Raw genomic sequence first — 26,761 nt, forward strand, 5'->3', positions numbered from 1 at the left:
CCCGGCGGGATTCCCGTCAGGGCCGCCAGCGCTCGCTGTACTCCGGGTGGTCGGCGTAGGGCAGGGCCAGCAGGCGCAGCGTCAGGCACCAGTTGGAGCCGGCCTCGTCGGCGGGCACGTGGCAGGTCTCACACCAGTATTCGCTGCCGTAGAGCGGAAAACCGGGCACCTTCTCCGACACCGTGGTGCGGTGGGCGAGCAGGATCCGCCGGGTCGCCTCGATCTCGTTGATCATCTGGTTGACCACGTCGAGCTCGAGATCGGTCAGCCCGCGGATCTTCTGCTCCACGGCGACCTTCGTCTCGCCGCGGTTCATCGCCTCGCCGGCCTTGGCCTTGTTGACGGCCTGCATGATCAACGCCTGCCGCGCGCCCACCCGCGCCGCGAGGAAAGCGATCAGGTCGTCCACGAACGGCCTCCTTCCTCGAACCCGCTCCCCGATGGCCCCGGGGAGTCGTCGATTCGGGACCGCACGTTACGCCGTCGGAGACCAAGATCGTGACATCGAGATCGGCCGTGCAACATTTGTGACCCGAAAGGCGACAGCGGGCGCTTGGGTGATCACTGCGCGTTCGGATTCGTTCTTTCGGCGGAACGCAATTGCCCCGCACGATCTCCGTTTCCGTGAGGACCGCCACGGCTGTGGTCGTGGTTACAGCTCGTGCCGGAAAACGGTCTTGTCCGTGTCACTCCGTAACGCCGGGCTGCGCCGCCGCAAGCCGTGAGGGTCAGTCGGGGCGGGCCTTGCTCGGCTGGACCCGCTTCGGCTCCCCCGGCATCTTCGGGTAGTCCGGCGGGTACGGCAGGTCCCCCAGCCCGTGGTCACGCCGGTCCCGCTCGTACCACTCCAGCGCCGTCTCCAGCCCGAACGGCGTCTCGTCCATCGCCGCGTGCAGGTCGCCGTACTCGTCCAGGAACGCCGGGATCGTCAGCACGTCGAAGTCGTCCGCGTCCACCTCGCCCAGCAGGTCCCACGTCACCGGCGTCGACACCGTGGCCCTCGGTGTCCCCCGGACCGACCACGCCGAAGCCACCGTCCGGTCCCTCGCCGCCTGGTTGTAGTCCAGGAACACGCGGCCGCCGCGTTCCTCCTTCCACCAGGAGATCGTCGCCTTGGCCGGGATCCGGCGCTCCACCTCGCGGCCCAGCGCGATCACCGCGTGGCGGACCGCCACGAAGTCCCACTCCGGCCGGATCCGGACCAGCACGTGCACCCCACGGCCGCCCGACGTCTTCGGCCAGCCCGTCAGGCCCGCGTCCGCCAGGACCTCGCGGACCACCATGGCCACCTCGACCGCGTCCGCGAAGCCGGCCCGGTCCGGCGGGTCGACGTCGATGCGGAGCTCGTCCGGGTGGTCGGCGTCGGACCGGCGGACCGGCCACGGGTGGAAGTCGAACGTGCCGAGGTTGGCCGCCCACGCGAACACCGCCGGCTCGGTCGGGCACACTTCCGCGGCCTTGCGGCCCGACGGGAACGTGATCTCGGCCGTCTCGACCCACGACGGCGCGCCCTTGGGCACGCGCTTGGCGTAGAACCAGTCGCCCTCGACGCCGTCGACGTAGCGCTTCAGCGTTGTCGGGCGCTCGCCGATCGCGCGCAGCAGCGGGGCGCCGACCGTGATGTAGTGCTCGACGACCTGCCGCTTCGTGATGCCGCGCTGGGGGAAGTACACCTTGTCGGGGCTCGAGACGCGGACCGTGCGCCCGCCCACCTCGTACTCGACCGGGTCACCGTTCTTGGGCATGCGGCCACGCTAGCGCCCGGCACCCGCCCGGTAGGCTCGAACGGGTGTCCGGCCGCACCAAGCTGATCGTCGCGCTCGCCGTGCTCGCCGGGTTCGCGGCGGCCGCGGTGCTGCTGCCGATCCCCGGTCCGGCCGAGCTGCGGGCCTGGGCCGCCACCACCGGCCCCGCCACCCCGCTCGTGCTGCTCGTCGCCTACTCGCTGCTCACCGTGGCACCCATCCCGCGGACGGTGTTCAACCTCGCCGCCGGCCTGCTCGTCGGCACCGCGGCCGGGATCGCGATCGGCCTGGTCGCCACCACCATCGCGGCCGGCCTCTCCTTCGGGCTGGCCCGGCTGCTCGGCCGCGACCTGGTCACCCGCCACCTGCACCGGTCCGCCGTCCGCACGGTCAACGACCGCCTCTCCGACGGCGGCGTCCTCGCCGTCACGTCGCTGCGGCTGATCCCGGTGGTGCCGTTCGCCCCCTTCAGCTACCTCTGCGGGGTGTCCTCGGTGCGGCTGGTCCCGTACCTGACCGGTACGCTGCTCGGGAGCGTGCCCGGCACGGTCGCCGTGGTGGTCCTCGGCGACGCGCTGACCGGCGACACGCCGCCCGCGCTGCTCGCCTGTTACGGCGTGTTCGCGCTGGCCGGAGCGATCGGCCTGGTCAAGGTGTTCAAGAAGCGGGCACCGGCCGAACCGCAGCCCGCCGGACCGGCTGGCTGACGCGAAGAGCACGCGGCCGACCGCTACACTCGATCGGGTGCGCGAAGCGGTAACGCGCTGAGCAGGGCCACCACCACCGGGAATTTCGTCAGGAGCAGTCGCCATCGACACCGGTCAGCTGATCGCGGGGCACTACCGCCTCGTCGAGCACATTGGTAGCGGTGCCATGGGTGTCGTGTGGCGCGCGACGGACGTGCGCCTCGAACGCACCGTCGCGATCAAGCAGATCCTCCCGCAGCCGGGTGTCTCCGAGACCGAACGCGACAACATGCGCCAGCGCGCGATGCGCGAGGCCAAGAACGCGGCCCGGTTCCAGCACCCGAACGCCATCGTGGTGTTCGACATCGCCGAGCACAACGGCGACCCCTGCCTGGTGATGGAGTACCTCGACGGGCCCAGCCTCTCCACGATCCTCGCCGAGGAGGGCACGCTGCCGCTCGGCCGGGTGGCCCGGATCGGCGAGCAGGTCGCGTCCGCGCTGGTGGCCGCCCACCGCGCCGGGATCGTGCACCGCGACGTCAAGCCGGGCAACATCCTCATCGACCAGACCGGCACCGCGAAGATCACCGACTTCGGCATCTCCCGCGCGGCCGGCGACATGACGCTGACGGCGACCGGCCTGATCGGCGGCACCCCGGCGTACCTGGCGCCCGAACTGGCCCGCGGCGCCGACCCGGTGCCCAGCTCCGACGTCTTCGCCCTCGGCGCCACCCTCTACCAGGCGATCGAGGGCACCACGCCGTACGGCAACACGACCAACCAGCTCGCGCTGCTCTACGCGGCGGCCAACGGTCAGATCAACCCGCCGGTGCAGGCGGGCGGGGCCACCGCGCTGCTGATGAGCCTGCTGCGCAGCGAGCCGGGCGAGCGGCCGAGCATGGCCGAGGCCCGCGAGCGGCTGGCCGCGCTGGCCCGGACCGAGCCCGGCGGCATGACGGCGTCCCCGCCGCTGCTCTCCGGCGGCGGGGGCCGCAAGCCCGCCGCCCCCGCGTCCACCGACGACGGCGAGCGGCCGCCGTGGCAGCGGACGGCGAACAAGGCGCCGTCGTCCCCGCCGGTCGGCACGCCCGTGCCCGCGAGCAAGGCAGCCTCGAACCCACCCCGCCCGACGGCGGCGTTCATGCCGATGCGGTCCCCGGCCGCCCCGCCGAACACCCCGCCCAGACCGATGCCCGCGGCCGCGCCGACGGCCAGGGCGCCCCAGTACTCGTCGAACACCCCGAAGCCGGACAACAAGCGCAAGTACGCGCTGTTCGCCGGCGCCGGCGCGGCGGTCGTCGTGGTCGCGGTGATCGTGTTCCTGGTCCTGAACTCGGGCAACGGCGGGGGCGCGGGCAACAACCAGGCCGGCCAGACGCCGGGCAACCAGCCGACGACGGGCCACAGTTCGTCCAAGACCAACAGCAGCCCGACCAACTCGGCGCAGCCGGCCGACCTGGGCAAGACCAAGTCCGAAGGCAGGATCACCGCCATCGGGGCCACCGGCCAGCAGCTGGTCAACTTCTTCAACGCCCCGGCCGACAACTGGAACATGCTGACCCCGGCCGCCCAGGCGGTCTACGGCGACCAGCAGCAGTTCCAGCAGTACTGGGCGGACAACAAGAAGAACATCGGCTCGTTCAACACCGCTCGCACGGACGAGGGTGTGGCCGACGACGGCTCGGTGCAGATGTACCTCAACATCTTGAACGGCCGGCACAAGTTCCGGATGGTGATCGTCGGCGGGCAGACGCTGATCGATGCGAACACCAAGCTCGACGCGATCTCGGCCAGTTCGAGCAACTGAGACGTAACGCGCGTCCGGTGGGCTGAGGCGCCCCGATGGCCTACCGTGGTGGCATGGCCGACGACGGAGCTTCGCTGCCGGGCCAGAATCCTCGCTTCCACGAGGACCTGGTCGGCCTGGACCCGTACGACCCGGAGGCGCGCGCGTTCGCCGAGCACCTCGACCGCATCGAGCGGTGCGGCCCGAACTACACCATCGAGGCCGCCCTCGACGGGGTGGCCGACTTCGCCGACTCCAGCAACCGGCTCGGCGGGCTGCGCTACTGGGTGTCCGCCCTGATCGTGGTGCTCATCGTGCTGGGCGTGATCGTGGCCGCATGGGACATCGTGGTGCACGCCCTCGCCTGGCTCGCGGCGTAACGTGGATCGGGTGAAAGGTATGAAACCCGTTGTCGGCGCGACCCCGCGCGTCGTGAAGTCCGAGCAGGAATGGCGGGCGCAGCTCAGCCCCGACGAGTACGCCGTGCTCCGCCAGGCGGGGACCGAACGGCCGTTCACCGGTGAGTACACCGACACCAAGACCACCGGCGTCTACGAGTGCCGCGCGTGCGGTGCCGAGCTGTTCCGCAGCGACACCAAGTTCGAGAGCCACTGCGGATGGCCGTCGTTCTACGACCCGGCGGATTCCGACGCCGTGCTGCTGCGCGAAGACCGCACCATGGGCATGAAGCGGATCGAGGTGCTCTGCGGCTCCTGCCACAGCCACCTCGGGCACGTCTTCGAGGGCGAGGGCTACCCGACCCCCACCGACCAGCGCTACTGCATCAACTCGATTTCGCTGAAGCTGGTCCCCGAGTCCTAAATCTCCCTTAAGCGAGCAACCCGCCGCCCTTCCTCGAACGTAGTCTCCGCACACGGACGAGGGAGGGCGGACTCATGACCGACACCTGGGGTATTCCCGGACCGGTGTTCGCGGGGCTCTACCTGGGCCTGCTGCTGGCGGTGGCGCTCTACGGCGCGGTTCGCGGCAGGCGGATTTCGCGCGGGGACGCCAGCAACGCGCCGGAGCGTCCCGAAGAGTTCGCCCTGCTGGCCGGCGGGCGGGACCGGCTCGGCGAGTTCGTCGTCGCGACGCTGCTGGAGGAGCAGTTCGTCCGCCTCGACGGCACCGGCAAGCTGCACCGCGTCCGCGGCACGGCCTCCGACGACCTCGGCCGCGCCGCGCTGGCGCGGATCGGCAAGACCGGGAACTGGTTCGGCCGGGTCCGCGACGAGGTGGCGCGGCACGCCTCGGTGGTCAAGCTGGAGGGGAAGCTGGCCGCCCGTGGCCTGCTCACCGACGTCCGCGCGGTGCGGGCGGGCTGGGTGACCGTGGCGGTGGCCTACGGCGCGCTGGCCGTACTCGGCGTGCTCCGGCTGATCGACGGGTCGGCGAGCGGGCACCCCGTCGGCTACCTGGTCCTGCTGCTGGTGCTGAACACCGTCGCGCTCATCGTCACCGTGATCTGCGCCGTCAACCGGCCGCGCGTCAAGATCACCGCCGCCGGTCGCGCCGCCCTGGAGAAGGCGCGCCGCGACGGCACGTTCACTGCCGGGGCTGCGGGCACCGTCGCGTCGCAGGGCCTGAGCGCGCACCCGGACAAGGACGTCCGGCTGGCCGTCGGGCGGGCCGTGTCGCAGGCCGCCGCGCAGGTGTACCGCCGTCCGCGCCGGGCCGGCTGGGCGGCGGCCGGCGGGGCGGGCGCCGGCTACTACGGCGGCGGCTCCTGCAGCAGCGGCAGCTCGTGCGGCGGCGGGGGCGGCTGCGGCGGAGGCGGCGGTGGAGGGTGCGGCGGTTGAAACGCCGACGCGAGCGCGTGCGTCTCACAGCTACGGTAACCGCGACGAACTGAGGGGAGACGGGCGATGACCGACCCGTGGGGCATCTCCGGACCGGATTTCGTGGTCCTCTACATCGCACTGCTCGGCGTGGTCCTGCTGATGAGGGTCATTGTGTCCGGCGTCGTGAGCAGCCGGGCGCTGCGGGCGGACGCCGTCGCGCCCGGCCCGCCGCCGACCGTCTACCAGCTCGCCTTCCTCGCCGGCGGCCCCGACCGGGCCGTCGACGCGGCGATCGCGGCCCTGGTCGAGCGCGGCCAGCTGCGCGTCAACAGCTACAAGCAGGTCAGCCAGGCCGGGACGCGCCCGGCCGAGCCGCTGGAGCGGGCGGTCTTCGACGCCGCGCAGCTGAAGACGACGGCGACGCTGCGGGCGCACGGCCGCCAGTCCGCGGCGATGCGGGCCCTGGAAGAGGGTCTCGACCAGCGCGGGCTGCTGGCGTCGGCGGCCGCCAAGCGGCAGGCGCGCACGTTCGGGTTGCTGCTGCAGCTGGCCGTGCTGGCGTTCGGGGTGGCCCGGCTGGTCAACGGCATCGCGCTGGGCCGCCCGGTCGGGATCCTGGTGTTCCTGGTGATCGTCGCGGCGGTGCTGGCCGTCGTGGCGGCGGTGCGCCGGTCGAAGACGGGCGCCCGGCAGCCGTCGGCGGCGGGCCACCGCCTGCTGGGCCAGGCCCGGGCCGCGGCGAGCGGGCCGGTCCCGGCCGGCATGCTGGCCGGCGGCGTCCTGCTCGGCGGGGCGGCGGCCGCGGTCGCCCTCGGCGGCTGGGCGATGTACCCGGACGAGGAGCTCAGCGCGGCGCTGGCCCCGCCGGTGACGTCCTACGGGGGCGGGGGCTCGTCGGGTTCGTCGTGCAGCAGCGGGTCGTCGTGCTCGAGCTCGTCGTGCAGCAGCGGCTCTTCGTGTGGTTCGTCGTGCGGCGGCGGAGGGGGTTGCGGTGGGTGAGCTGGGCATCGGGATCGGCTGGCGGCACGAGCTCGACCTGTCCATCGCGCGGCTGCCGGGCGTGGACTGGGTCGAGGTCGTCGCCGAGAACCTGCACGCCGACCACCTGCCGGAGACGCTGGTGGCGCTGCGCAAGCGAGGCTTGCCGGTGCTGCCGCACGCGGTCTCGCTGTCCCTCGGCGGGGCCGAGCCCCTGGACACCGGGCGCGTCCAGCACCTCGCGGAGATCGCGCGGGCCCTGGACGCGCCGCTGGTCAGCGACCACGTGTGTTTCGTGCGCGCGGGCGGGCTCGACTCGGGGCACCTGATGCCGCTCCCCCGCACCCGCGAGGCCCTGGAGGTGCTGGTGGCGAACGTGCGGCTGGCCCAGTCCATCGTGGACGTCCCGCTGGCGCTGGAGAACATCGCCGCGGTGCTCGACTGGCCGGACGCCGAGCTGACCGAGGAGCAGTTCCTCACCGAGCTGACCGAGCGGACGGATTGCCGGCTGATCATCGACGTCGCGAACCTGTACGCGAACGCCCGCAACATCGGCACGGACCCGGTGGCGTTCCTGGACGGCATCCCCTGGGAGAGGCTGGCGTACGTCCACATGGCGGGCGGCATCGAGCGCGACGGCGTCTACCACGACACACACGCGCACCCGGTGCTGCCGGAGGTGCTGGCGCTGCTGGCAGAGCTCCGCCGCCGGACCGACCCGCCGGGCGTGCTCCTGGAGCGCGACGACGACTACCCGACCGACGACGAACTTGCGGCGGAGCTGCTGGCGTTGCGCACGGCGGTGGCGGGATGAGCCGCGCGGAGCTGGCCCGGCGCCAGGCGGAGCTGCTGCAGGCGCTGCTGGCCGACGGCCCGGCACCAACCGGTTTCGACCCGGCCCGGCTGCGGGTGGAGGCCGGGGTGCTGCGGAGGAAACACGGTCGGGTGCTGGCGTACCAGCGGCCCGAGCTGGCAGAGGCCCTCGGCGAGCGGTTCGGGCCGCTGTTCGCGCAGTTCAACGCGGCCCGGCCGAAGAAGGCAACCGAGCGCTCGGGGGCGTACGCGGACGAGTTCGTGACATGGCTGACCGAGGGCGGCCACCTGCCAAAGCCGAAGCGGCGACTGGTGGACCGCCTCCGGCGCCGCTGATCCACAAATCCGCCAGGGTGTGGACAACACGGCCCGCAAAACCCGCACCCCACCCAGACCCGCCCCGCCACGCCGATCCGAAGCCAGAACACGGCCGGTGGTACCGGGTCAAGGCACGCTTTCCCGCCTTGACGCGGTACCACCGGCCGTAGTCACAATCCGGCTTCGGGGTGGTGGGCACGCAAGCCGCTCACCAAGGCGACCTGACACCACCCAGGTCAGGGCGTCCAGGTCGGTTTGTCGACTCCCGGCTGCCGCGTCCCGAACTCCCAGTGCGGTTGCGCGCCCGGCAGCCCGCCGGCCATCCGCACCCGCGTCATCCGCCCGTACCCGCTGTCCGTTTCCTCCAGCAGATCGCCGTAGTCGACGTCGGCCGCGGCCGCGGCCGGGGCCTTGCGGCCCAGGGAATCCAGCCACCGGCCCGTTCCCGCCAACGAGAGCCGGGCGCGCCAGGTCCCGCCCTCGTCGACCTGGCGCCGCAGGGCCGTCATCACCGCCGCTGCCGCGAGCCAGCCCGTCGCGTGGTCCAAGGCCTGGACCGGCAGCGGCGACGGAGGATCGCCGAAAGCCATCCCGCTCGACATCTGGACCAGGCTGTCGAAGCCGCGCCGCCGGGCCCACGGGCCTTCCCAGCCGTACGCGCTCAGGTCCGCGATCACCAAGCCCGGCCGCAGCTCGGCCAGCTCCGCAGGCCCGAACCCGATGCGCTCCAGCGCACCCGGGCGGAACGACTGCACCAGCACGTCCGCCCGGCTGATCAGCTTCTTCAGCCGTGCGCGGCCGCCCTCGGTGTCCAAGGCGACGAACGCCGAGCGCTTGCCCTGGTTCGTGTCCCGCACCAGCGCCTCGACCCGCGGCAGGTGCGCCGCCCCGACGTGCAGGACGTCGGCGCCGTGCGCGGCCAGCACCCGGCCGGCCACCGGACCCGCGAGGACGTGGGTCAGCTCCAGCACCCGGATGCCGCCCAGCGGCCGGTCCGAGTAGAACAACGTCCGCTTCGGCGCGTCGGCGACCGGGGACAGCGAAACCAGCGGCAGCGACGCCACCGCCTCCCCTTGGGGATGCACAGCCCAGTCCGCCGGCGGCCGCAGTTCGGCGGCCGCTCCCCCGGCGGTGACGACGGCGTGCTCCACCTCGCGCGCCGGACGTCCGGCGACCGCCTTCTCGACGGCCTCGCGGGCTCCGGGCACGCCCAGGCCCCAGCACACCGCCGCTTCGTGACGCGGGTAGTTGCAGTGCAGGCGCACCCAGCCGTCGGCCGCGCGGTAGTCGCCCGACAGCGGTGCCCAGACCGGCTCGGCTCCGACGCCGTCCACCCGCAGCAGCTGCTCGCTCCGGAACGCCGCCGCCGCATGACGCGTGTCCGCCGTGACCACGCCGGGTTCGATGGCACGCACCCGGAGCATCTCGCCGGCCGCCAGGGTCGCCGCGGCCACCGAAGCCGTGGCGGCCGCCGCGACCCGGTACGGCCCGGGCAGCACGTCCTCGGTTCCGGTCAGCTCGAACGGACCCGGCGAAGACCCGGTCAGGGTGTCCCAGACACCCTCGACTACCTCGCGCACTACGGGAGAGCCGCGACGAGCTCGGCGGGCGGCACGCGGGTGCCGGTGTAGAACGGGATCTCCTCGCGCACGTGCAGCCGCGCCTCGGTGCCGCGCAGGTGGCGCATCAGGTCGACGATCCGGTGCAGCTCGTCGGCCTCGAAGGCGAGGATCCACTCGTAGTCGCCCAGCGCGAACGACGCGACGGTGTTCGCGCGGACGTCCGGGTAGTCGCGGGCTTCCTTGCCGTGGTCGGCGAGCATCTTGCGGCGGTCGGCGTCCGGCAGCAGGTACCACTCGTAGGACCGCACGAACGGGTAGACGCAGATGTACTTGCGGGCCTCTTCACCGGCCAGGAACGCCGGGATGTGGCTCTTGTTGAACTCGGCGGGCCGGTGCAGCGCGGTCTGGCTCCAGACCGGCGTCGACGCGCGGCCCAGCGGCGTCCGGCGGAACCCGGCGTACGCGGCCTGGACCTGCTCGATCTCCTCGGCGTGCCACCAGATCATGAAGTCGGCGTCGGCGCGCAGCGCGGAGAGGTCGTAGACACCCCGCACGGTGACGCCCTTGGCCTCCAGGCCGTCGAGGTACTCGGCGGTCTCCCGGCCGGCGGTCCCGCGGTCCTCGCCCAGCCGGCCCGGTTCGATCCGGAAGACCGACCAGGTGGTGTAGCGGATGGTGTCGTTGAGCTCGTTGTAGTTGACCCGCGCCATGGCTCCATCCTGTCACCGCGGCGACGCGCCCGCCGCCACGGGTCAGGTGAGCGCACTCACGCGGAAAGGTGGGCCGCTATCCGCTGCGCCGCCGCCTCCGCCGTGGCCACGCAGGCCGGCAGGCCGACGCCGTGCAGGGTCGCCCCGGCGATCGCCAGGCCCGGCACCTCCGCGACGGCCTTCTCGATCCGTTCGACGCGGTCGAGGTGGCCGGTGCCGTACTGCGGGAGCCCGCCGCCCCACCGCGTCACCAGCGTCTCGATCGGGGCCGCCGTGATGCCGGTCAGCCGGGCGAGGTCGTCGCGGACCACGCGGACCAGCTCGACGTCGTCGTACTGCAGCGCGCCCGGCTCGCCGAACCGGCCGACCGAGCCGCGGACCAGGACCGGGCCGCTGCCGAAGTGCGCCCACTTCCGCGAGGAGAAGGTGAAGGCCTTCGACGCGTACGGCTTGCCCGAAGCGTCGCTTTCGCCGGCGCCGATCAGGATCCCCGACGCCTCCGGCAGCGCGGTGCCGGGGGGCAGGGCCAGCGCCACGACCGCCATCGACGCCAGTTCGACCTCGCCGAACGCCGCCGACGCGGCCGGGACGAGGTCGGTCAGCAGCCGGCGGGCCGAGGGTGCGGGGACCGCGAGGACCACCGCGTCGGCTTCGAAGGTGTTGTCCGCAGGCGCGTGCGCGGTCGGTGCCGCGCCGATGCGCAGCCGCCAGCCGTCGCCGTGCCGCTCGATCTCGCACACCGGCAGGCCGGTGCGCAGCTCGGCGCCGGACTCGGCGGTGAGCCGGTCGATCACCGCGCCCAGGCCGCCCGGGACGGTGCCGAACACCGGCGCCGTCGAGGGGTTCGCGGGCAGCTGAGCGGCGGCCGCCGCGGTCAGCGAGCCCGCGCCCGCCGCCAGCGCGGAAGCCAGGCCGGGCATGGTCGCGCGCAGGCCGAGACCGTCGGCGCCGCCCGCGTAGACCCCGCCGAGCAGCGGGTCGACCAGCCGGTCCACCAGTTCGTCGCCGAAGCGCTCGCGCAGCAGCGGCCCGAGCGGCACGTCCCCGCCCGGCAGCCGCAGTTCGGGCAGCGACGCCTCGGCCTCGACCGCCTGCCGTCCGGCCTCGGACAGCACGCCGGCCACCGACTCGGCGGACGCCGGCACGCCCATGACCGTGCCCGGGGGCAGCCCGGTGACCGCGCCGCCCGCGTGGATCTTCGCGCGGGCCTTCGTCGGGTTCACGACGTCGAGCCCGAGCTCGCGGACCAGGCCGAGCATCTCGGGGCGGCGGACGAGGAAGGCCTCGGCGCCGACGTCGTAGGGCACGCCGGCGAGCTCGGCGGTGCGCAGCTTGCCGCCGGGCGCCGTCGTCTTCTCGAAGACGGTGATCCCGGCGTCCGCGCCGAGCAGGCGCCGCAGCCGGTACGCCGCGGTCAGCCCGGAGACGCCGCCGCCGACGACCGCGACGCGCTTCACAGCTCGTGCACCAGCCCGACCACGCGGGTCAGCACGTCCGGGTCGACGCCCGGCAGCACGCCGTGGCCGAGGTTGAAGATGTGGCCGTCGGCCGCCTTGCCCTCGGCGACGATCCGCCGGACCTCGGCTTCCAGGACCGGCCAGGAGGCGTGCAGCAGCGCCGGGTCGAGGTTGCCTTGCACGACCGCGCGGCCGCCCAGGCGCCGCACGGCTTCGTCCAGGGGGATCCGCCAGTCGACGCCGACGACGTCCGCGCCCGCGTCCCGCATCGCGGAAAGGAGCTCGCCGGTGCCGACGCCGAAGTGGATCCGCGGCACGCCGTACTCCGCGACACCCGCGAGGACCTTCGCCGAGTGCGGCAGGACGAACTCGCGGTAGTCCCGCTCGGACAGCGCCCCGGCCCAGGAGTCGAACAGCTGGACCGCGTCGACGCCGGCGTCGAGCTGCGCGCGCAGGAAGGTCAGGGCGACGTCGGCCAGCCGGCCGGCCAGCTCGTGCCAGAGCGCCGGGTCGGAGTGCATCAGCGCCTTGGTGTGCTCGTGGTTGCGGCTCGGGCCACCCTCGATGAGGTAGCTGGCCAGCGTGAACGGCGCACCGGCGAAGCCGATCAGCGGGGTGTCGCCGAGCCGCTCGACCAGCAGCCGGACGCCGTCGGCGACCTGCGAAACCTGCTCGGGCCGAAGCTCGGGCAGCGCCTTCACGGCGTCGAGGTCGCGCACCGGCGCGGCGGCCACCGGGCCGGTGCCGGGCACGATGTCGATGTCGACCCCGGCCGCCTTGAGCGGGACCACGATGTCGCTGAAGAGGATCGCCGCGTCGACGCCGTGGCGGCGGACCGGCTGCAGCGTGATCTCGGCGAGCATTTCCGGGTCGAAGCACGCGTCGAGCATCGGCACGCCCTCGCGCAGCGCGCGGTACTCGGGCAGCGAGCGACCGGCCTGGCGCATGAACCAGACGGGCGTGCGCGCCGGGCGTTCGCCGCGCGCGGCGGCCAGGAACGGGGCTTCGGGCAGCTCGCGGCGGGCGGCCGGGGCGGCCGGGCGCGGCAGGGGCGTGGTCTGAGACATCGCCGTCAATCGTGCCACGAGCCGAGGCGGGCCCGTTCCTCGGCGCGCCTGCGCCCGCAACGGCCCGTGCCCGCCCTAAAGTCGAAGCGTGACCGCGATGACGCCAGTGCCCGAACTCTTCCGCGAAGCAGTCGCGGCGCTGCAGTCCGTCCGGCCCCGCCGGGAGGTGCTGCTGGAGCCGATGCGCGCCCCGCAGCGGCTCGCCCCGTGGTCGTACGCGGTCAGCTGCGAAGTGGCCGGGCCCGCCGACGTGCTGGCCTCGGGCCGGCTGGTCCTGCTGCACGACCCGGACGGCCAGGACGGCTGGGACGGCGTGCTGCGCCTCGTCATGTACGTGCGCGCGGAGCTGGACCGGGAGCTGGCGACCGACCCATTCCTGCCGGCGGTCGGCTGGTCGTGGCTCACCGACGCCCTCGAAGTGTCCGGCGCGAGCTGGAAGGCGCTGGGCGGCACCGTGACGGAGACGTCGTCGGCCCGCTTCGGCGACATCTCCGGCCCGGCGCGCACCGACGACCTGGAGCTGCGGGCGTCGTGGACGCCGACCGACTCCGGACTGCTGCCCCACGGGCAGGCCTTCTGCCAGGTGATGGCGAGCGTCGTCGGCCTGCCGCCGGTCGGGGTGGCCCTCTTCGAGCAGCGTCAGGGCTCCTGAACCCGCGACGCGCGGCTGTCCGGGCGATCTTCGGCAACGAATCGGCAACGGCCGGTCGCCGCGCGTGCTCCCGGGGACACGACTTGTACGGATGTGAGCAAAATTCACGTCCGCTGAACGCCGTTCACTTCGTTATCGGGGCCTCAGACGCCGCCTGACGCCCGGAACGGCCCGGACGACCTCGGAGTACCCCGGACGACCCGCCACGGTCTGCGAGGCCGTTTCACGTCTCCTCGTTCGTGACTCCCCGCGGTCACGCACCGCTACAAGATCAAAACGCGGGTCCGGGGCCGTCCTCGCCCCGCGACAGACACGGACAGTCACAGATCCCGGCCCCGGCAAGCGGCCGCGAAGGCCTGCGGATACCTCGGAGCCGAGATGATCAAGCCCCGGCCGGAGCCACTTTCCGAGGGTTGGGGGAGCCCATCCGGCCCCTCGTCACTAGGCGCACCGGAAGCTGCACGCCTCATCTGCACGGCCATTTGGGCGCCGGTAACTCCTTTGCATCGCGTTCACTGGGCTATCCGTTAGCAACCGGCCGTGTACTAGCCCGATCGTGTTACTACGAACCCACTGAGTGACTGTTCGTTTGAGATAGATACCCATTCGATCCCCCCGCAACGGCCTCAGGACGGCTACAGTGCCTTCGACGACACCACTTTCGGTCTAAAGCTGGCGCGGCTGAACGGCCGAAGGTCCCGGTGCCGGTCGGGGGGCACGACCGACTCCAGGGAGGTAGTGACGTGGCTACCGTCGGCATTTCTCAGGCCGTCCGATCCACGCCAGCCGGCGCGTTGCCGGCGAGCATGGTTCCGCACCCGCGGGAAGAGCTCTTTTCGGTACTGGTGGTCGATGACCACCCGCTGTTGAGGGAGGCAATCGCAGCAAGACTCGCACAGATGGGTGCGGGGACCGTCCACGAAGCCGCCACGGTGGCCGAGGCGAGGGCGCGAGCACAGGCCACCGGGCCTTGTGACCTGGCGATCCTCGATCTCGGACTGCCGGACGGCAGCGGCATCGAGCTGGTTACGGAACTCCGTAGCCACGGCTGGCCGCGCGTGGTCGTTCTCGCATCCTCGGACGACCCGTACGCGGTCCGCTCGGCCTTCCAGGCCGGGGCCCAGGCGTACCTGCTGAAGTCCGCGTCGCCGGTCGTGGTGACCGACGGCGTGCGGCGCGTGCTCGAGGGCGGCGTCTACGCCGACCCGAGCGTGGCTCCGGTGCTGGCCACCGGGACCCGCGTCGCGGGCACCGACAACACCCCGCGCGAGCTGTCCGCTCGTGAGGTGGAGGTGCTCCAGCTGGTCGCCGACGGGCAGTCCAACAAGGAGATCGGCGAGGAGCTTTCGCTCTCCGCCCTCACCGTCAAGTCCCACCTGTCCCGGATCGGGCGCAAGCTCGGCACGGGCGACCGGGCCCAGATGGTGGCGCTGGCCATGCGAGCCGGCGTGATCCGCTGACGCAAGCGAACAGCCCTGCGGGGCGGGCAGACCAGGCGCGGTATGCCCGTCCCGTAGGGTCGTCAACCATGGGAAGCACAGAGGCCGAGGACACCGGGATGGAGATCGAGTCCACGGGCGGCCCCGTGCTGCTACGCGAACCCGCCGAGGGCACGCCCCCGGTGATCACCGACGCTGCCGCGCTGGCCGAGGCCTGCGCGAAGCTCGCCGCGGGCACCGGAGCGGTCGCCGTCGACACCGAACGCGCGTCCGGCTACCGGTACTGGCCCAAGGCCTACCTCGTGCAGCTGCGCCGCGAGGGTGCCGGCACGGTGCTGATCGACCCGATCGCCCTGGCCGACGACCTCCAGCCGCTGCGCGACGTCCTCAACGACCTGGAGTGGGTCCTGCACGCGGCCTCCCAGGACCTCCCCTGCCTCGCCGAACTGGGCCTGCACCCGGCGGCGCTGTTCGACACCGAGCTGGCCGGCCGGCTGGCGGGCTACGAACGCGTCGCGCTGGGCACGCTGGTCGAGCTGCTGCTGGGGTACACCCTCGAAAAGGGCCACAGCGCGGCCGACTGGTCGAAGCGGCCGCTGCCGGTCGACTGGCTGAACTACGCCGCCCTCGACGTCGAGCTGCTCGTCCAGCTGCGGGAGAAGCTGGAAGCGGAGCTGGGCGCCCAGGGCAAGCTGGAGTGGGCGCGCCAGGAGTTCGAGAACGTGCGGACGGCCCCGCCGCCGCCCCCGCGCGCCGAGCCGTGGCGCCGGACGTCGGGGGTCCACAAGATCCGCAGCCCGCGCGGTCTCGCGGCGGTCCGCGAGCTGTGGCAGGCCCGCGACGAGCTCGCCCGCAAGCGCGACCGCGCCCCGAGCCGCATCCTGCCGGACAGCGCGATCATCAACGCGGTCACGGCGGACCCCAAGACGGTCGAAGAGCTGCAGGCGCTGCCGGTGTTCAGCGGGCGCGTCCAGCGCAAGTACACGGCGAGCTGGCTGCGGCACCTCCAGGCGGCCCGGGCGCTGCCGGCGTCGGAGCTGCCCTCGCCTTCGCAGCCGACCGACGGACCACCGCCGGTGAACCGCTGGGCGGACAAGGACCCGGACGCCGCGGCCCGGTTGTCCGCGGCGCGCGCGGCGTTGACGGCGATCGCGGAGGACCGGCGGTTGCCGGTGGAGAACCTGCTGCTGCCGGACCTGGTGCGCCGGACGTGCTGGCGTCCGCCGGCGGAGACGGACGAGGACTCGGTGGCGGAAGTCCTGCGGGCCGGTGGCGCGCGGCCGTGGCAGGTCGAACTGACCGTGGCGGCGTTGAGCAAGGCGTTGCAGACCACCGCTGCCTGAACGGACAGATCCGGGAATCGTGCTGTGCCGGACACCGGCTGCCCTGGGCTGCCGCGCACGGGCGCAAGATCGAAGTGTTCGTGGACCGCGAGAGCATCGGATCATCGAAAAGCTGCAGTACGTCGACATCGAGGAGGCGGTGCTGGCCGGCGCGGGGACCGCGGAATGGCGGCACGCCATGGACCTGGTGGCCGACCACTCGCTCGACGACCTGGCCGAATCACGGGGTTCCTGACGCAGATCCGGCCGCTCGAGGCGATCAACGCGCCGTTGCGCGCGGCGATCCGGCCGTTGCGGGTGGGGGCTCAGTCCATGCAGCTCGGGATGCGGACGATGCGGGAGCTTTCCCGGATCATCAACAACCTGCTGGGTAGTGGTGAATCTCGTTAGATCGCTTGATTCCTGGCTTTCGCCAGTGCCTCGGCCGTCTTTGCCGTCTGCGGGTGCTCGGGGCCCAGCACGGTCTCGAAGCCCTCCACCGCGAATTCGTACGACTCCACCGCTTCCGGCCACTCCCCTCGTCGGGCATGCACCCGGGCCACCGTGGTCAAGGCGTGCAGCAGGTCCGGGTGTCCCGGGGGCAACGGGGCCGAGGCCAAGGCCGCTCGTGCGTAGTGCTCCGCGTCCTCCAGGCGGTCCGTCTCCGCCAGCGCCCGGCTCAGGAGCACTCTCGCCTCCCACGTCTGGCGGTCCTCCGGGCCTGGGTGCGCCACCCTCGCCGCCACCACCGACGCTGCCAGCTCCGCCGCTTCCTCCGGTTCGCCCGCCAGCAGCAACCCGTACGACAGCCACATGCGGGCCGCCTCTCCGTCGCCCGTTCCCTCGGCCAGCTGGGCTCGCATTCCTTCGACCAGCGGGCCCGGGGCGCCCAGCTCCGCCTGGATCGTCGTGCGCAGGAACCCGGCCACCGACGCCCACTCGGGCGGGGCCGCGCGCAACGTCTGCTCGGCCTCGTCGAACCTCGCCAGCTCGATCTGGGCCCGGGCGATGTCGGACGTGCAATCCGTGCCGCCCAGGGACCGGAAGACTTCGATCGCCGGCGCGTACCGGCCCGCGTCGGCCAGTGCGGTACCGATCGCGTACGTGCAGCGCACCACCGCATCGTGGTCCGGTCCGCGGACATACGCATACGCCGAACGGACCGACGCGAACAGCTCCAGTGCCTCGTCCACCCGGCCGGTCTGCGAGCAGCGCGCGGCGATCAGGAACCAGGACGCCAGCGTCGCGTGGTGGCGTGCGCCGAACACGCGGGTCTGGTCCGCCACCAGCGCGCGCAGCCACGGCTCCGTCTCCGGGTCGCGCAGCTCCGCGAGCCGGTCCGCGATTTCGCCGCGCAGCTCGAGGGCCGTCTGGTCGTCCTGGCGACGGCGGCGCTGCAGCTTCGCGTGCAGCCAGGCGATCTCGCCCCGGAGCCGGTCGACGCTCATTCCGCCAGGGCCGCCAGCAGCGCGTGCGCCTCCGCCCGCAGCTCGTCCGTCGGCTCGCCCACGCCCACCAGGCGGACCACCCCATCCGCTCCCTCGCGCACATGGGCCTCGACGTCCAGCGCCGGGTCGTCCCGCCGGATCACCGCGATGCTCTCCACCAACCCGAACACCAGGTCCGTCCGGATCCCGACCGCCGCCGGCGCGACACCGGACGCCGCCACGAGCCGGCCGTACGCCGCCTTCAGTTCCGCGCGCTCGGTGCGGAAGCGGGCCAGGTTCGGCGATCCGACCTCCGGCAGCAGGTACAACGCGCCCAGGTTGTGCCGCGCGCCGCCCAGCAGGCCGATGTCCGCGTACGCCAGCGCCCACAACCGGACCGCCGCCGGGGCCGCTCCGGCCACCAGCCGAGCCGCCAGCGCGAGGGACGGGCGGACCGTCTCCGCCAGCAACGCCGCGAGGATGTCTTCCTTCGCCGGGAAGTGGTAGTAGAGCGACGCCTGGCGCAAGCCCGCGCGTTCGGCGATCGCCCTGGTCGTCGTGGCCGCGTATCCGGCTCCGGTGAACAACTCGCCCGCCGCGTCGAGCACGGCCTGGCGCGCGTCGGGACGGTTCGCCGCCGCTCCGCTCGCCCTCGGCCTGCCGACTCCCGACCCTTTGACCACGGACGTGATCTTGCCAGGTCTTCGGCCGCGACACGCGCACGGCGGTGCGGTTACGCCCGGATGTCGTCATTGACACCGCGTCGACCCGGCCGTTAACCGCGCCCTAACACGGCGGAGATCATCGCGTCGCGGCGAAGACCTAATTTCTGTCGAGCGATCGAAACAAGGAGCCCGCATGACGCCACCCGACGAACTCGCCGCCTTCGGTTACCGCCAGGAGCTCCGCCGGTCGCTGGGCGGGTTCTCCGCCTTCGCCGCCGGGTTCTCCTTCGTCTCCATCCTCACCACCGTCTTCCAGCTCTTCGGCTTCGGCTACACCTTCGGCGGCCCGCTCTTTTTCTGGACGTGGCCGGTGGTCCTGGCCGGCCAGCTGCTGGTGGCCCTCAACTTCGCCGAGCTCGCCGCGCGCTACCCGCTCGCCGGATCCGTGTACCAGTGGGCGAAACAGCTCAGCAAAGGCTTCCTCGGCTGGCTCGCCGGCTGGATGATGCTGATCGGCTGCATCGTCGCCCTCGCCGCGGCGGCGATCGCGCTGCAGGTCGTGCTGCCGTCGGTGTGGGACGGCTTCCAGTTCGTCGGCGGCGACAGTTCGGTGACGTCACCGACCGGCGCGGCCAACGCCGTGCTGCTCGGCACCGTGCTGCTTGTCTTCACCACTGCCGTCAACGCCGGCGGGGTCCGCCTGATGGCGCGGATCAACGACGTCGGCGTCGCGGCCGAGCTGCTCGGCGTCGTCGTCCTCATCACCGGGCTGCTCCTGTTCGCCGTCCGCGGCCCGCAGGTGGTGCTGCACGACGCACCCGGCACGAGCGCCGGGATCGGCGGCGTCCTCGCTTCGGCGCTCATGGCGGCGTACGTCCTCTACGGCTTCGACACCGCCGCGTCGGTCGCGGAGGAGACGAAGGACGCGCGCCGGACGGCGCCGCGGGCGGTGCTGCGGGCCGTGCTCGTCTCCGGGATCGGTGGCCTCGCCGTGGTCGTCACCGCGCTGATGGCCGCGCCGAGCCTCACCGACGGGCAGCTCGCCGGCAAGGGCCTGCCGTACGTGATCACCGCCGTCTTCGGCGACACCCTCGGCCGGGTCTTCCTCGCCGACGTCGCGATCGCCGTCATCGTCTGCACACTGACCATCCAGACCGGCACCGTCCGGCTGATCTACGCGATGGCCCGCGACGGCGCGCTCCCTGCCTCCGCCCGCCTCGCCGGGGTCAGCCCGCGCACCGGGACGCCGGTCGCGCCCGCGCTGCTGTCCGGCGCGCTGGCCATCGGGCTGCTGCTGCTCAACGTCGGCAACCCGACGCTGTTCAGCACGATCACCGGGACGTCGGTGGTCGTGGTCTACCTGGCCTACCTGCTGGTGACCGGGCCGCTGTTGGTGCAGCGGCTGCGCGGGCGGGTCCCGGCCGAGCCGGGCCGGTTCTCGCTCGGGCGCTGGGGCGTACCGCTGAACGGAGCAGCCGTTCTGTACGGAATCGGCATGATCGTCAACATCGCCTGGCCACGTGCGGAGATCTACGATCTCGCCGGTTCGGGCTCCCCCTGGATGCTCCTGTTCCCGATAGAGTTCGTCGGCGGCGCACTGGTGATCGGCTGGCTCTGCTGGCTGCGGCTGCGTCCCGCTCCCGCCCTCGAACCCGCGACCTGAGAGAGGACGACCATGAGCACCACCGCGACGACCCACGGAGCGCGCGACCACGCCCGCGCCCAGGCCGGCACCGTGGTCGACACGATGCCGTCGATCCCGGCGAGCACCTGGCCCGCGCCGCCGGCCGAGGTCGCCCCCGAGGCGCTGACCTGGGCCGAAACCGTGGCCGGCGGCGGGTACACGCACAAGGTGCTGGCCCGCGGCACGCGGCTGCGGCTGACCGACGTCGACGGCGACGCCTGCGCGCACCTGCTGCTGTTCAACGCCGACGGGCCGTGGGAGCGGCTGAACGTCGCGGACACGGTCAAGGTGCAGTGGAACGCCTACCTCGGCGAGTCGGTGGCGCTGCTGTCGGACCAGGCGCGGGTGCTCGCCACCATCGTCGCGGATTCGAGCGGGCAGCACGACGCGCTCTGCGGAACGTCCACTGTGGACGGCAACATCACGCGCTACGGCGACGGCGCCCCGGAGAGCCCTTCCCCCGCCGGGCTGCCGCTGCTCACCCTGGCGGCGGCCAAGAACGGTCTCGGACCGCGTGATCTGCCGCCGAGCCTGTCCTTCTTCCAGGGGGTGCGGGTCCAGCCGGAGGGCGGCCTGGAGTTCACCGGCTCCGCGGGCGCCGGCCGGTCGGTCGACCTGCGGATCGAGATCCCGTCGATCGTGCTCATCGCGAACGTCGCCCACCCGGTCGACCCGCGGCCGGACTACACCGTGACCAAGCTCGAAGTCCTCGCCTGGCGCGACCGGCCGACCACCCCCGACAGTCCGGAATGGACCCACACGCCGGAAGCGCAGCGCGCGTTCGAGAACACCGCCGACTACCTGACCGCACGGGGGATCGCATGAGCACGGCCTACGAGTCCCAGCTGGAAGTCAGCGTCGACGTTCCCGCGCGGGCGCCGTATTCGACGGTGCTGCAGCAGGGCCAGGAGCTGGCGATCATCGACCTCGGCGGCAACCAGGCCGTCGACTTCCTCTGCTACGACGCGAACGACACCGCCAAGCGCTACAGCGCGGCCGCGACGGTCGCCGCGCAGGGCAACATCTTCCTGACCACCGGCAGCGTGCTGCGCACCCAGGAGGGCGCGCCGCTGCTCACCGTCGTCGCCGACACCTGCGGCCGCCACGACACGCTCGGCGGTGCGTGCAGCAAGGAGTCCAACAGCCTCCGCTACGGCCAGCACACCCGGTACCAGCACGCCTGCGTGGAGAACTTCCTCATCGAGGGCGCCAAGTGGGGCCTGGGCAAGCGCGACCTGGTCAGCAACGTCAACTGGTACATGAACGTGCCGGTCGAGGAAGACGGCACGCTCGGCATCGTCGACGGCATCTCCGCGCCGGGCCTGGAAGTCCGGCTGCGCGCCGAGACCGACGTGCTGGTGCTCGTCTCGAACTGCCCGCAGATCAACAACCCGTGCAACGGGTTCGACCCGACGCCGGTGCGGATGGTCGTCATCTCCCCGGGAGTCGGCGCGTGAGGCTGCTCGTCGCCAACCGCGGCGAGATCGCGGTCCGGATCCTGCGCAGCGCGAAGGACCTGGGTCTCGAAACCGTCGCGGTGCACTCCGACGCCGACCGCCTCGCCCCGCACGTCCGGCTGGCCGGCCGGGCCGTCCGGCTCGGTCCGGCGCCCGCGGCGGAAAGCTACCTGCGGGCCGACGCCATCATCCGGGCCGCGCTCGACACCAGCTGCGACGCGATCCACCCCGGCTACGGGTTCCTTTCGGAGGACGCGGCGTTCGCGCGGGCCTGCGAAGACGCCGGGATCGCGTTCGTTGGGCCGTCGCCGGAACACCTGGAGGTGTTCGGCAGCAAGCACACCGCGCGCGAAGCGGCGATCGCGGCCGGCGTCCCCCTGCTCGCAGGCACCGGCCTCTTGTCCGATGTGGACGAAGCGCTCGCGCGCGCGGAGGACATCGGCTACCCGGTGATGCTCAAGGCGACCGGCGGCGGAGGCGGGATCGGGATGCGCGCCTGCGCGGCGCCGGACGAGCTGCGCGCCGCCTGGGACACCGTGCGCAGCGTCGCCGCCAAGAGCTTCGCCAGCTCCGGCGTCTTCCTCGAACGCCTGGTGACCCGTGCGCGGCACGTCGAGGTCCAGGTGTTCGGCGACGGCTTCGGCGAGGTCCTGGCCCTGGGCACGCGCGACTGCTCGCTGCAGCGGCGCAACCAGAAGGTCGTCGAGGAGTGCCCGGCGCCGGACCTGCCCGAGGACGTCCGGAAGCACCTGGTGGAGTCCGCCGTCGCGCTGTGCTCGTCGGTGCGGTACCGCTCGGCGGGCACGGTCGAGTACGTCTACGACGCCGAGCGCGGCGAGGCGGCGTTCCTCGAGGTCAACACCCGGCTGCAGGTCGAGCACCCGGTCACCGAGGCGGTCTACGGCGTCGACCTGGTCGCCTGGATGCTCCGGCTGGCCCAGGGCGACCGCGCGATGTTCCGCGCGACGCCGGTCCCGCGCGGGCACGCCGTCGAAGCGCGCGTGTACGCCGAAGACCCGGGCGCCGGGCACCGGCCGAGCGCGGGCCTCGTCACCCGGGTCACCCTGCCCGAGGACACCCGCGTGGACACCTGGGTCGAGCCGGGCACGACCGTCACCACGCACTACGACCCGTTGCTGGCCAAGGTGATCTGCACCGGCGCCGACCGCACCGAAGCACTGGCGAACCTCCGGGAAGCGCTCGCCGCGACCCGGTTCGACGGCGTCCAGACCAACCTCGGGCAGCTGCGGGCAGCGGCCGCCGACCCGGCGTTCGGCGCCGCCGCGCACGACACGTCCACTTTGGACGACGTCGGGGACGCGGAGCCGCGGATCGACGTCCTGCGCGGCGGGACGATGACGACCGTGCAGGACTGGCCGGGCCGCACCGGGTACTGGGCCGTCGGGGTGCCGCCGAGCGGGCCGATGGACGACCTTTCGCTGCGGCTGGGCAACCTCGCGCTCGGCAACCCCGAGGGCGCGCCCGGTCTGGAGTGCACCGTGGACGGCGTCGCGCTGCGGTTTTCGGACGCCACCGAGGTGTGCGTCACCGGCGCTCCGACGACCGTGCTCGTCGACGGCGCCGAGGTTCCGCTGTGGACGCCGGTCGAGGTCCCGGCGGGCACGGTCCTCGACGTCCGGGCGTGCACGGCCGGCCTGCGCAGCTACGTCCTGGTGCGTGGTGGCGTCGACGTGCCGGAGTTCCTCGGCAGTGCGGCGACGTTCACGCTGGGCAAGTTCGGCGGGCACGGCGGCCGCGCACTGGCCGCCGGGGACGTCCTGCGGCCCGGGCCGGCCCCGGCGGACCCGGTGGTCGGCCCGGTCGCCGCCGCGGAACGCCCGGTCTTCGCTCCACACTGGACGATCGGCGCGCTCGAAGGCCCGCACGCGGCCCCGGAGTTCTTCACCCCGGACGACGTCGACACGTTCTACGCCACGGACTGGCAGGTGCACTTCAACTCGGCGCGCACCGGTGTCCGGCTCGTCGGGCCGCGGCCGCAGTGGGCGCGCCCGGACGGCGGCGAAGCGGGCCTGCACCCGTCGAACATCCACGACACGCCGTACGCGATCGGCGCCGTCGACTACACCGGTGACCTGCCGATCCTGCTCGGCCCGGACGGCCCCAGCCTGGGCGGGTTCGTCTGCCCGGCGACGGTCGCCACCGGCGAGCGCTGGAAGCTCGGCCAGCTGCGCCCGGGCGACACCGTGCGGTTCGTGCCCATCGGCACCGACCATGCGGCGGCGCTGCGGACGCGGCCGGCCTCGGCGGTCGAACCGAGCCGGCCCGCGCGCGACGACGGCGGTGTCCTCGCGCGAATGCCCGCGTCCGACGAAGAGCCGTCGGTCACCTACCGCCGCAGCGGCGACGACAACCTGCTCGTCGAGTACGGCGAGATGAAGCTCGACCTCGCGCTGCGGATGCGGGTGCACGCGCTCGCCGAGCGCCTGACGACCGAAGGCGTCCCGGGGATCGTGGACCTGACGCCGGGCATCCGGTCGCTGCAGGTGCACCTCGACCCGGACGCGCTGCCGGTCGGCAAGGCCCTCGGGCTGGTGCGCGAGCTGGAGCGGGACCTGCCGCCGACGCACGACCTCGTCGTGCCGAGCCGCAGCGTCCGGCTGCCGCTGTCGTGGGACGACCCGGCCACCCGCGAGGCGATCGAGCGGTACATGACCGGCGTCCGCGACGACGCGCCGTGGTGCCCGTGGAACATCGAGTTCATCCGGCGGGTCAACGGTCTGTCCAGTGTGGACGACGTGTACCGCACGGTGTTCGACGCGGAGTACCTGGTGCTCGGCCTCGGCGACGTCTACCTCGGCGCGCCGGTGGCCACGCCGCTGGACCCGCGCCACCGCCTGGTGACGACGAAGTACAACCCGGCCCGGACGTGGACGGCGGAGAACTCCGTCGGCATCGGCGGCGCGTACCTCTGCATCTACGGCATGGAGGGCCCGGGCGGCTACCAGTTCGTCGGGCGCACGGTCCAGGTGTGGAACAGCTGGCGCGGTGGGGACCGGCCGTGGAACCTGCGGTTCTTCGACCGGATCTCCTGGTACCCGGTCTCGGCCGATGAGCTCCTGGAAATGCGGGCGCAGAGCGCGTCCGGGCAGCTGGAGCTCGACACGACCGAGGGCTCCTTCGCCCTGGCGGACTACCAGAAGTTCCTCGCGGACAACGCCGGGAGCATCGCCGAGTTCCGGGCGACGCAGGCGGCGGCGTTCGAGGCGGAGCGGCAGGCGTGGGCGGCGGCGGGCGAGTTCGACCCGAAGCCCGAGCCGGTCACCCGGCCCCCGGCGCGGGTCGAGGCGCCGCCGGGCGGGCACGTCGTGGAGGCGCCGTTCGCGGCGACGGTGTGGCGGGTCGACGTCACCGCGGGCGAGCGCGTCGAGGACGCGCAGTCGCTGGTGACGCTGGAAGCGATGAAGACCGAGGCGCGGATCCCCGCGCCGGCGAGCGGTGAGGTGGTCGAGGTGCTCGTGTCCCCCGGTGACCAGGTGGCCCCCGGCACGCCGCTGGTGGTGCTCGGATGAGCCCCGCCGAAGAGCGGGTGCGGGCCGCGTACCGGCGGATCGAGCAGGTGGACCGGCCGGAGATCTGGATCGACCTCCGGCCGGAAGCCGATGTCCTGGCCGAGGCGGCGGCGCTGCCGGAGCACGGGTTGCCGCTGTACGGGAAGCTCGTGGCGGTCAAGGGCAACATCGACGTCGCCGGGCTGCCGACGACGGCGGGCTGCCCGGATTACGCGTACAAGCCGGAGGCCGACGCGCCGGTCGTCGCGCGGTTGCGGGCGGCGGGCGCGCTGGTCCTCGGGACGACGAACCTGGACCAGTTCGCGACCGGGCTGGTCGGGACGCGCAGCCCCTATGGCGCGGTGCGCAACGCCGTGGACCCCGCCTACGTTTCCGGCGGGTCGAGTTCGGGCTCGGCGGTGGCGGTCGCCCTCGGCATCGTGGACCTGGCCCTCGGCACGGACACGGCCGGGTCCGGCCGGGTGCCCGCGGCGTTCAACGGGATCGTCGGGCTCAAGCCGACGCCGGGCCTGCTGCCGACGCTCGGGGTGGTCCCCGCGTGCGCGAGCATCGACTGCGTCTCGCTGTTCGCGAGGACGGTCGAGGAGGCGTCGTTCGCGCTGACCTGCCTGGCCGAGCCCGCGCAGGTCCACACGGGACGGTTCCGCCTCGGTGTCCCGTCCCCGGACCAGCTGGGTCCCCTGGCTCCTGGCTGGGCCGAAGCGTTCGAGGCGGCCGTCGCGGAGTACGCGGCAGCGGGTGCCGAAGTGACCACTGTGGACATCTCGGCGTTCCTGGAGGCGGCGCAGCTGTTGTACGGCGGCGCGTTCGTCGCCGAGCGGTACACGGCGGTCGGCGAGTTCATCGACGCGCACCCGGAGGCGGTCGACCCGGTCGTGCGTTCGATCATCGCACCGGCGCGGGACATCCCCGCGCACCGGCTGTTCGCCGACCAGGCCACCCTGGCGGGCCTGCGGGCGGAGGCGCTGGTGGCCCTGGCGGGCGTCGACGCACTCCTGCTCCCGACGACGACCGAGCACCCGACGATCGCGGAGGTCGCGGCGGACCCGGTGGCGGTCAACGCCCGCCTCGGCCGGTTCACCAACTCGACCAACCTGTTCGGGCTGTCTGCGCTGGCCGTCCCGGCGGGAACGGTGGCCGGCCGCCCGTTCGGCGTGATGTTCCTCGGCGCGCCGCACGACGACCTGAAGCTGGCGGCACTGGCGGGATTGCGCTCGTCCCGCATCCCGATCGTGGTGGTCGGAGCGCACCTGAGGGGCCAGCCGCTGAACCACGAGCTGACCTCCCGCGGCGGCCGGTTCGTGTCCGCGGTCTCGACGGCGGCCGCGTACCGGCTGTACGCGCTGGACACGGTGCCGCCGAAGCCGGGCTTGGTGCGGGTGGCATCCGGCGGGGTCTCGGTCGCCGCGGAGGTGTGGGACCTGCCGCCGGCGGGGTTCGGCTCGTTCGTGGCCGGAATCCCGGCGCCACTGGCGATCGGCAAGCTCGAACTGGCCGATGGCACTCGGGTCTCGGGCTTCCTCTGCGAGCCGTCGGCCACGGAGGGAGCGGAGGACATCTCGGCGAAGGGCGGGTGGCTGGCGCACCTCGGCGCCGGATAATGGGTTGCGGGGCGGGGTGACACTGAGGTCATGAACACCCTGCCTTGCGGCCATCCGGGCCGCATCGGCACCCTGCGCCCG

Annotated in this window: 24 protein-coding genes; 16 read left to right on the plus strand and 8 right to left on the minus strand. The window is 73.0% G+C overall.

All coding sequences use genetic code 11. From position 1 onward, the window contains the following. Positions 1-16: 16 nt before the first annotated feature. Positions 17-409, minus strand: a complete 393-nt coding sequence (locus ACWDN5_RS16885; protein WP_003068867.1) for a DUF6221 family protein — start codon at positions 407-409, stop codon at positions 17-19. A 319-nt stretch (positions 410-728) separates the two neighbouring features. Next, positions 729-1,745 carry a DNA polymerase domain-containing protein gene (locus ACWDN5_RS16890; RefSeq protein WP_449676953.1) on the minus strand — a complete coding sequence of 339 codons (1,017 nt, stop codon included), beginning with the start codon at positions 1,743-1,745 and terminating at the stop codon, positions 729-731. Between the two features lie 44 nt (positions 1,746-1,789). On the opposite strand from ACWDN5_RS16890, the gene ACWDN5_RS16895 reads away from it, so the two are divergent. From ACWDN5_RS16895 to ACWDN5_RS16930, 8 genes are all read left to right on the plus strand, one after another. Continuing rightward, a complete protein-coding gene (locus tag ACWDN5_RS16895; RefSeq protein ID WP_449676954.1) occupies positions 1,790-2,452 on the plus strand; it encodes a TVP38/TMEM64 family protein in 663 nt (220 codons plus the stop codon). A gap of 118 nt (positions 2,453-2,570) precedes the next feature. Further along, positions 2,571-4,238, plus strand: coding sequence for a protein kinase domain-containing protein (locus tag ACWDN5_RS16900; RefSeq protein WP_449676982.1), 1,668 nt, complete (start codon positions 2,571-2,573; stop codon positions 4,236-4,238). A gap of 53 nt (positions 4,239-4,291) precedes the next feature. Next, entirely contained in the window at positions 4,292-4,597 is a 306-nt protein-coding gene (locus tag ACWDN5_RS16905) for a hypothetical protein (RefSeq protein ID WP_205661049.1), read from the plus strand. Between the two features lie 19 nt (positions 4,598-4,616). After that, complete coding sequence (msrB, locus tag ACWDN5_RS16910; protein ID WP_191317304.1) at positions 4,617-5,039, plus strand: peptide-methionine (R)-S-oxide reductase MsrB; 423 nt, start codon at positions 4,617-4,619, stop codon at positions 5,037-5,039. A 74-nt stretch (positions 5,040-5,113) separates the two neighbouring features. Next, positions 5,114-6,016 (plus strand): TIGR04222 domain-containing membrane protein, encoded by a 903-nt coding sequence (locus ACWDN5_RS16915; protein ID WP_449676955.1) that lies wholly within the window; start codon positions 5,114-5,116, stop codon positions 6,014-6,016. A gap of 66 nt (positions 6,017-6,082) precedes the next feature. Next, positions 6,083-6,997 carry a TIGR04222 domain-containing membrane protein gene (locus ACWDN5_RS16920; protein ID WP_449676956.1) on the plus strand — a complete coding sequence of 305 codons (915 nt, stop codon included), beginning with the start codon at positions 6,083-6,085 and terminating at the stop codon, positions 6,995-6,997. After that, positions 6,990-7,790, plus strand: a complete 801-nt coding sequence (locus ACWDN5_RS16925) for a DUF692 domain-containing protein (protein ID WP_310974925.1) — start codon at positions 6,990-6,992, stop codon at positions 7,788-7,790. The genes ACWDN5_RS16920 and ACWDN5_RS16925 overlap by 8 nt, the downstream gene beginning before the upstream one ends. Continuing rightward, positions 7,787-8,125 (plus strand): hypothetical protein, encoded by a 339-nt coding sequence (locus ACWDN5_RS16930; protein ID WP_310974924.1) that lies wholly within the window; start codon positions 7,787-7,789, stop codon positions 8,123-8,125. Before ACWDN5_RS16925 ends, ACWDN5_RS16930 begins: the two co-directional genes overlap by 4 nt. Positions 8,126-8,343: 218 nt before the next feature. Here ACWDN5_RS16930 and ACWDN5_RS16935 read toward each other — a convergent pair whose 3' ends face one another. Genes ACWDN5_RS16935 through hemE form a run of 4 tightly spaced genes read right to left on the minus strand, consistent with a single transcriptional unit; the run spans position 8,344 to position 12,903 of the window. Further along, positions 8,344-9,687 (minus strand): CoA transferase, encoded by a 1,344-nt coding sequence (locus tag ACWDN5_RS16935; RefSeq protein ID WP_449676957.1) that lies wholly within the window; start codon positions 9,685-9,687, stop codon positions 8,344-8,346. After that, positions 9,687-10,379, minus strand: coding sequence for a hydrogen peroxide-dependent heme synthase (hemQ, locus tag ACWDN5_RS16940; RefSeq protein ID WP_191315743.1), 693 nt, complete (start codon positions 10,377-10,379; stop codon positions 9,687-9,689). The genes ACWDN5_RS16935 and hemQ overlap by 1 nt, the downstream gene beginning before the upstream one ends. 56 nt (positions 10,380-10,435) lie before the next feature. Beyond that, a complete protein-coding gene (gene hemG / locus ACWDN5_RS16945) occupies positions 10,436-11,836 on the minus strand; it encodes a protoporphyrinogen oxidase (RefSeq protein ID WP_449676958.1) in 1,401 nt (466 codons plus the stop codon). Then, positions 11,833-12,903 carry a uroporphyrinogen decarboxylase gene (gene hemE, locus ACWDN5_RS16950; RefSeq protein ID WP_310974921.1) on the minus strand — a complete coding sequence of 357 codons (1,071 nt, stop codon included), beginning with the start codon at positions 12,901-12,903 and terminating at the stop codon, positions 11,833-11,835. Before hemE ends, hemG begins: the two co-directional genes overlap by 4 nt. Positions 12,904-12,991: 88 nt before the next feature. Between hemE and ACWDN5_RS16955 the strand changes: the two genes are divergently transcribed. From ACWDN5_RS16955 to ACWDN5_RS16965, 3 genes are all read left to right on the plus strand, one after another. Then, positions 12,992-13,555: a DUF3000 domain-containing protein gene (locus ACWDN5_RS16955; protein WP_310974920.1), complete on the plus strand. Its 564-nt coding sequence runs from the start codon at positions 12,992-12,994 to the stop codon at positions 13,553-13,555. 743 nt (positions 13,556-14,298) lie between these two features. Next, complete coding sequence (locus ACWDN5_RS16960; protein WP_033261886.1) at positions 14,299-15,015, plus strand: response regulator; 717 nt, start codon at positions 14,299-14,301, stop codon at positions 15,013-15,015. Positions 15,016-15,113: 98 nt separating this feature from the next. Then, the gene (locus ACWDN5_RS16965; RefSeq protein WP_449676983.1) at positions 15,114-16,337 is read left to right on the plus strand and encodes an HRDC domain-containing protein; all 1,224 of its coding nucleotides are present in this window, start codon (positions 15,114-15,116) and stop codon (positions 16,335-16,337) included. 386 nt (positions 16,338-16,723) lie between these two features. On the opposite strand, the gene ACWDN5_RS16970 is transcribed toward ACWDN5_RS16965, so the two are convergent. Both ACWDN5_RS16970 and ACWDN5_RS16975 read right to left on the minus strand, forming a co-directional pair. After that, a complete protein-coding gene (locus ACWDN5_RS16970; RefSeq protein WP_449676959.1) occupies positions 16,724-17,764 on the minus strand; it encodes a tetratricopeptide repeat protein in 1,041 nt (346 codons plus the stop codon). After that, positions 17,761-18,426, minus strand: coding sequence for a TetR/AcrR family transcriptional regulator (locus ACWDN5_RS16975; RefSeq protein ID WP_310974918.1), 666 nt, complete (start codon positions 18,424-18,426; stop codon positions 17,761-17,763). The genes ACWDN5_RS16970 and ACWDN5_RS16975 overlap by 4 nt, the downstream gene beginning before the upstream one ends. 175 nt (positions 18,427-18,601) lie before the next feature. Between ACWDN5_RS16975 and ACWDN5_RS16980 the strand changes: the two genes are divergently transcribed. The 5 genes from ACWDN5_RS16980 to ACWDN5_RS17000 are packed head-to-tail and all read left to right on the plus strand — an operon-like array spanning position 18,602 to position 26,680. Then, positions 18,602-20,071, plus strand: a complete 1,470-nt coding sequence (locus ACWDN5_RS16980; protein ID WP_449676960.1) for an amino acid permease — start codon at positions 18,602-18,604, stop codon at positions 20,069-20,071. 12 nt (positions 20,072-20,083) lie between these two features. Next, positions 20,084-20,917 (plus strand): urea amidolyase associated protein UAAP1, encoded by an 834-nt coding sequence (locus ACWDN5_RS16985; RefSeq protein ID WP_449676961.1) that lies wholly within the window; start codon positions 20,084-20,086, stop codon positions 20,915-20,917. Further along, positions 20,914-21,549: an urea amidolyase associated protein UAAP2 gene (locus tag ACWDN5_RS16990; RefSeq protein WP_449676962.1), complete on the plus strand. Its 636-nt coding sequence runs from the start codon at positions 20,914-20,916 to the stop codon at positions 21,547-21,549. Before ACWDN5_RS16985 ends, ACWDN5_RS16990 begins: the two co-directional genes overlap by 4 nt. Continuing rightward, entirely contained in the window at positions 21,546-25,079 is a 3,534-nt protein-coding gene (uca, locus tag ACWDN5_RS16995) for an urea carboxylase (RefSeq protein ID WP_449676963.1), read from the plus strand. The genes ACWDN5_RS16990 and uca overlap by 4 nt, the downstream gene beginning before the upstream one ends. Beyond that, the gene (locus ACWDN5_RS17000) at positions 25,076-26,680 is read left to right on the plus strand and encodes an allophanate hydrolase (protein WP_449676964.1); all 1,605 of its coding nucleotides are present in this window, start codon (positions 25,076-25,078) and stop codon (positions 26,678-26,680) included. Before uca ends, ACWDN5_RS17000 begins: the two co-directional genes overlap by 4 nt. Positions 26,681-26,761: the final 81 nt, after the last annotated feature.

This window comes from Amycolatopsis sp. NPDC003731 (assembly GCF_053586895.1).

Coding starts and splice junctions, on each gene's coding strand:
- ACWDN5_RS16920 (WP_449676956.1), top strand. CDS start 6,083: ATGACCGACCCGTGGGGCATCTCCGGACCGGATTTCGTGGTCCTCTAC.
- ACWDN5_RS16905 (WP_205661049.1), top strand. CDS start 4,292: ATGGCCGACGACGGAGCTTCGCTGCCGGGCCAGAATCCTCGCTTCCAC.
- ACWDN5_RS16970 (WP_449676959.1), bottom strand. CDS start 17,764: ATGAGCGTCGACCGGCTCCGGGGCGAGATCGCCTGGCTGCACGCGAAG.
- hemE (WP_310974921.1), bottom strand. CDS start 12,903: ATGTCTCAGACCACGCCCCTGCCGCGCCCGGCCGCCCCGGCCGCCCGC.
- ACWDN5_RS16980 (WP_449676960.1), top strand. CDS start 18,602: ATGACGCCACCCGACGAACTCGCCGCCTTCGGTTACCGCCAGGAGCTC.
- ACWDN5_RS16985 (WP_449676961.1), top strand. CDS start 20,084: ATGAGCACCACCGCGACGACCCACGGAGCGCGCGACCACGCCCGCGCC.
- ACWDN5_RS16890 (WP_449676953.1), bottom strand. CDS start 1,745: ATGCCCAAGAACGGTGACCCGGTCGAGTACGAGGTGGGCGGGCGCACG.
- hemQ (WP_191315743.1), bottom strand. CDS start 10,379: ATGGCGCGGGTCAACTACAACGAGCTCAACGACACCATCCGCTACACC.
- msrB (WP_191317304.1), top strand. CDS start 4,617: ATGAAACCCGTTGTCGGCGCGACCCCGCGCGTCGTGAAGTCCGAGCAG.
- ACWDN5_RS16915 (WP_449676955.1), top strand. CDS start 5,114: ATGACCGACACCTGGGGTATTCCCGGACCGGTGTTCGCGGGGCTCTAC.
- ACWDN5_RS16990 (WP_449676962.1), top strand. CDS start 20,914: ATGAGCACGGCCTACGAGTCCCAGCTGGAAGTCAGCGTCGACGTTCCC.
- ACWDN5_RS17000 (WP_449676964.1), top strand. CDS start 25,076: ATGAGCCCCGCCGAAGAGCGGGTGCGGGCCGCGTACCGGCGGATCGAG.
- ACWDN5_RS16930 (WP_310974924.1), top strand. CDS start 7,787: ATGAGCCGCGCGGAGCTGGCCCGGCGCCAGGCGGAGCTGCTGCAGGCG.
- ACWDN5_RS16965 (WP_449676983.1), top strand. CDS start 15,114: ATGGAGATCGAGTCCACGGGCGGCCCCGTGCTGCTACGCGAACCCGCC.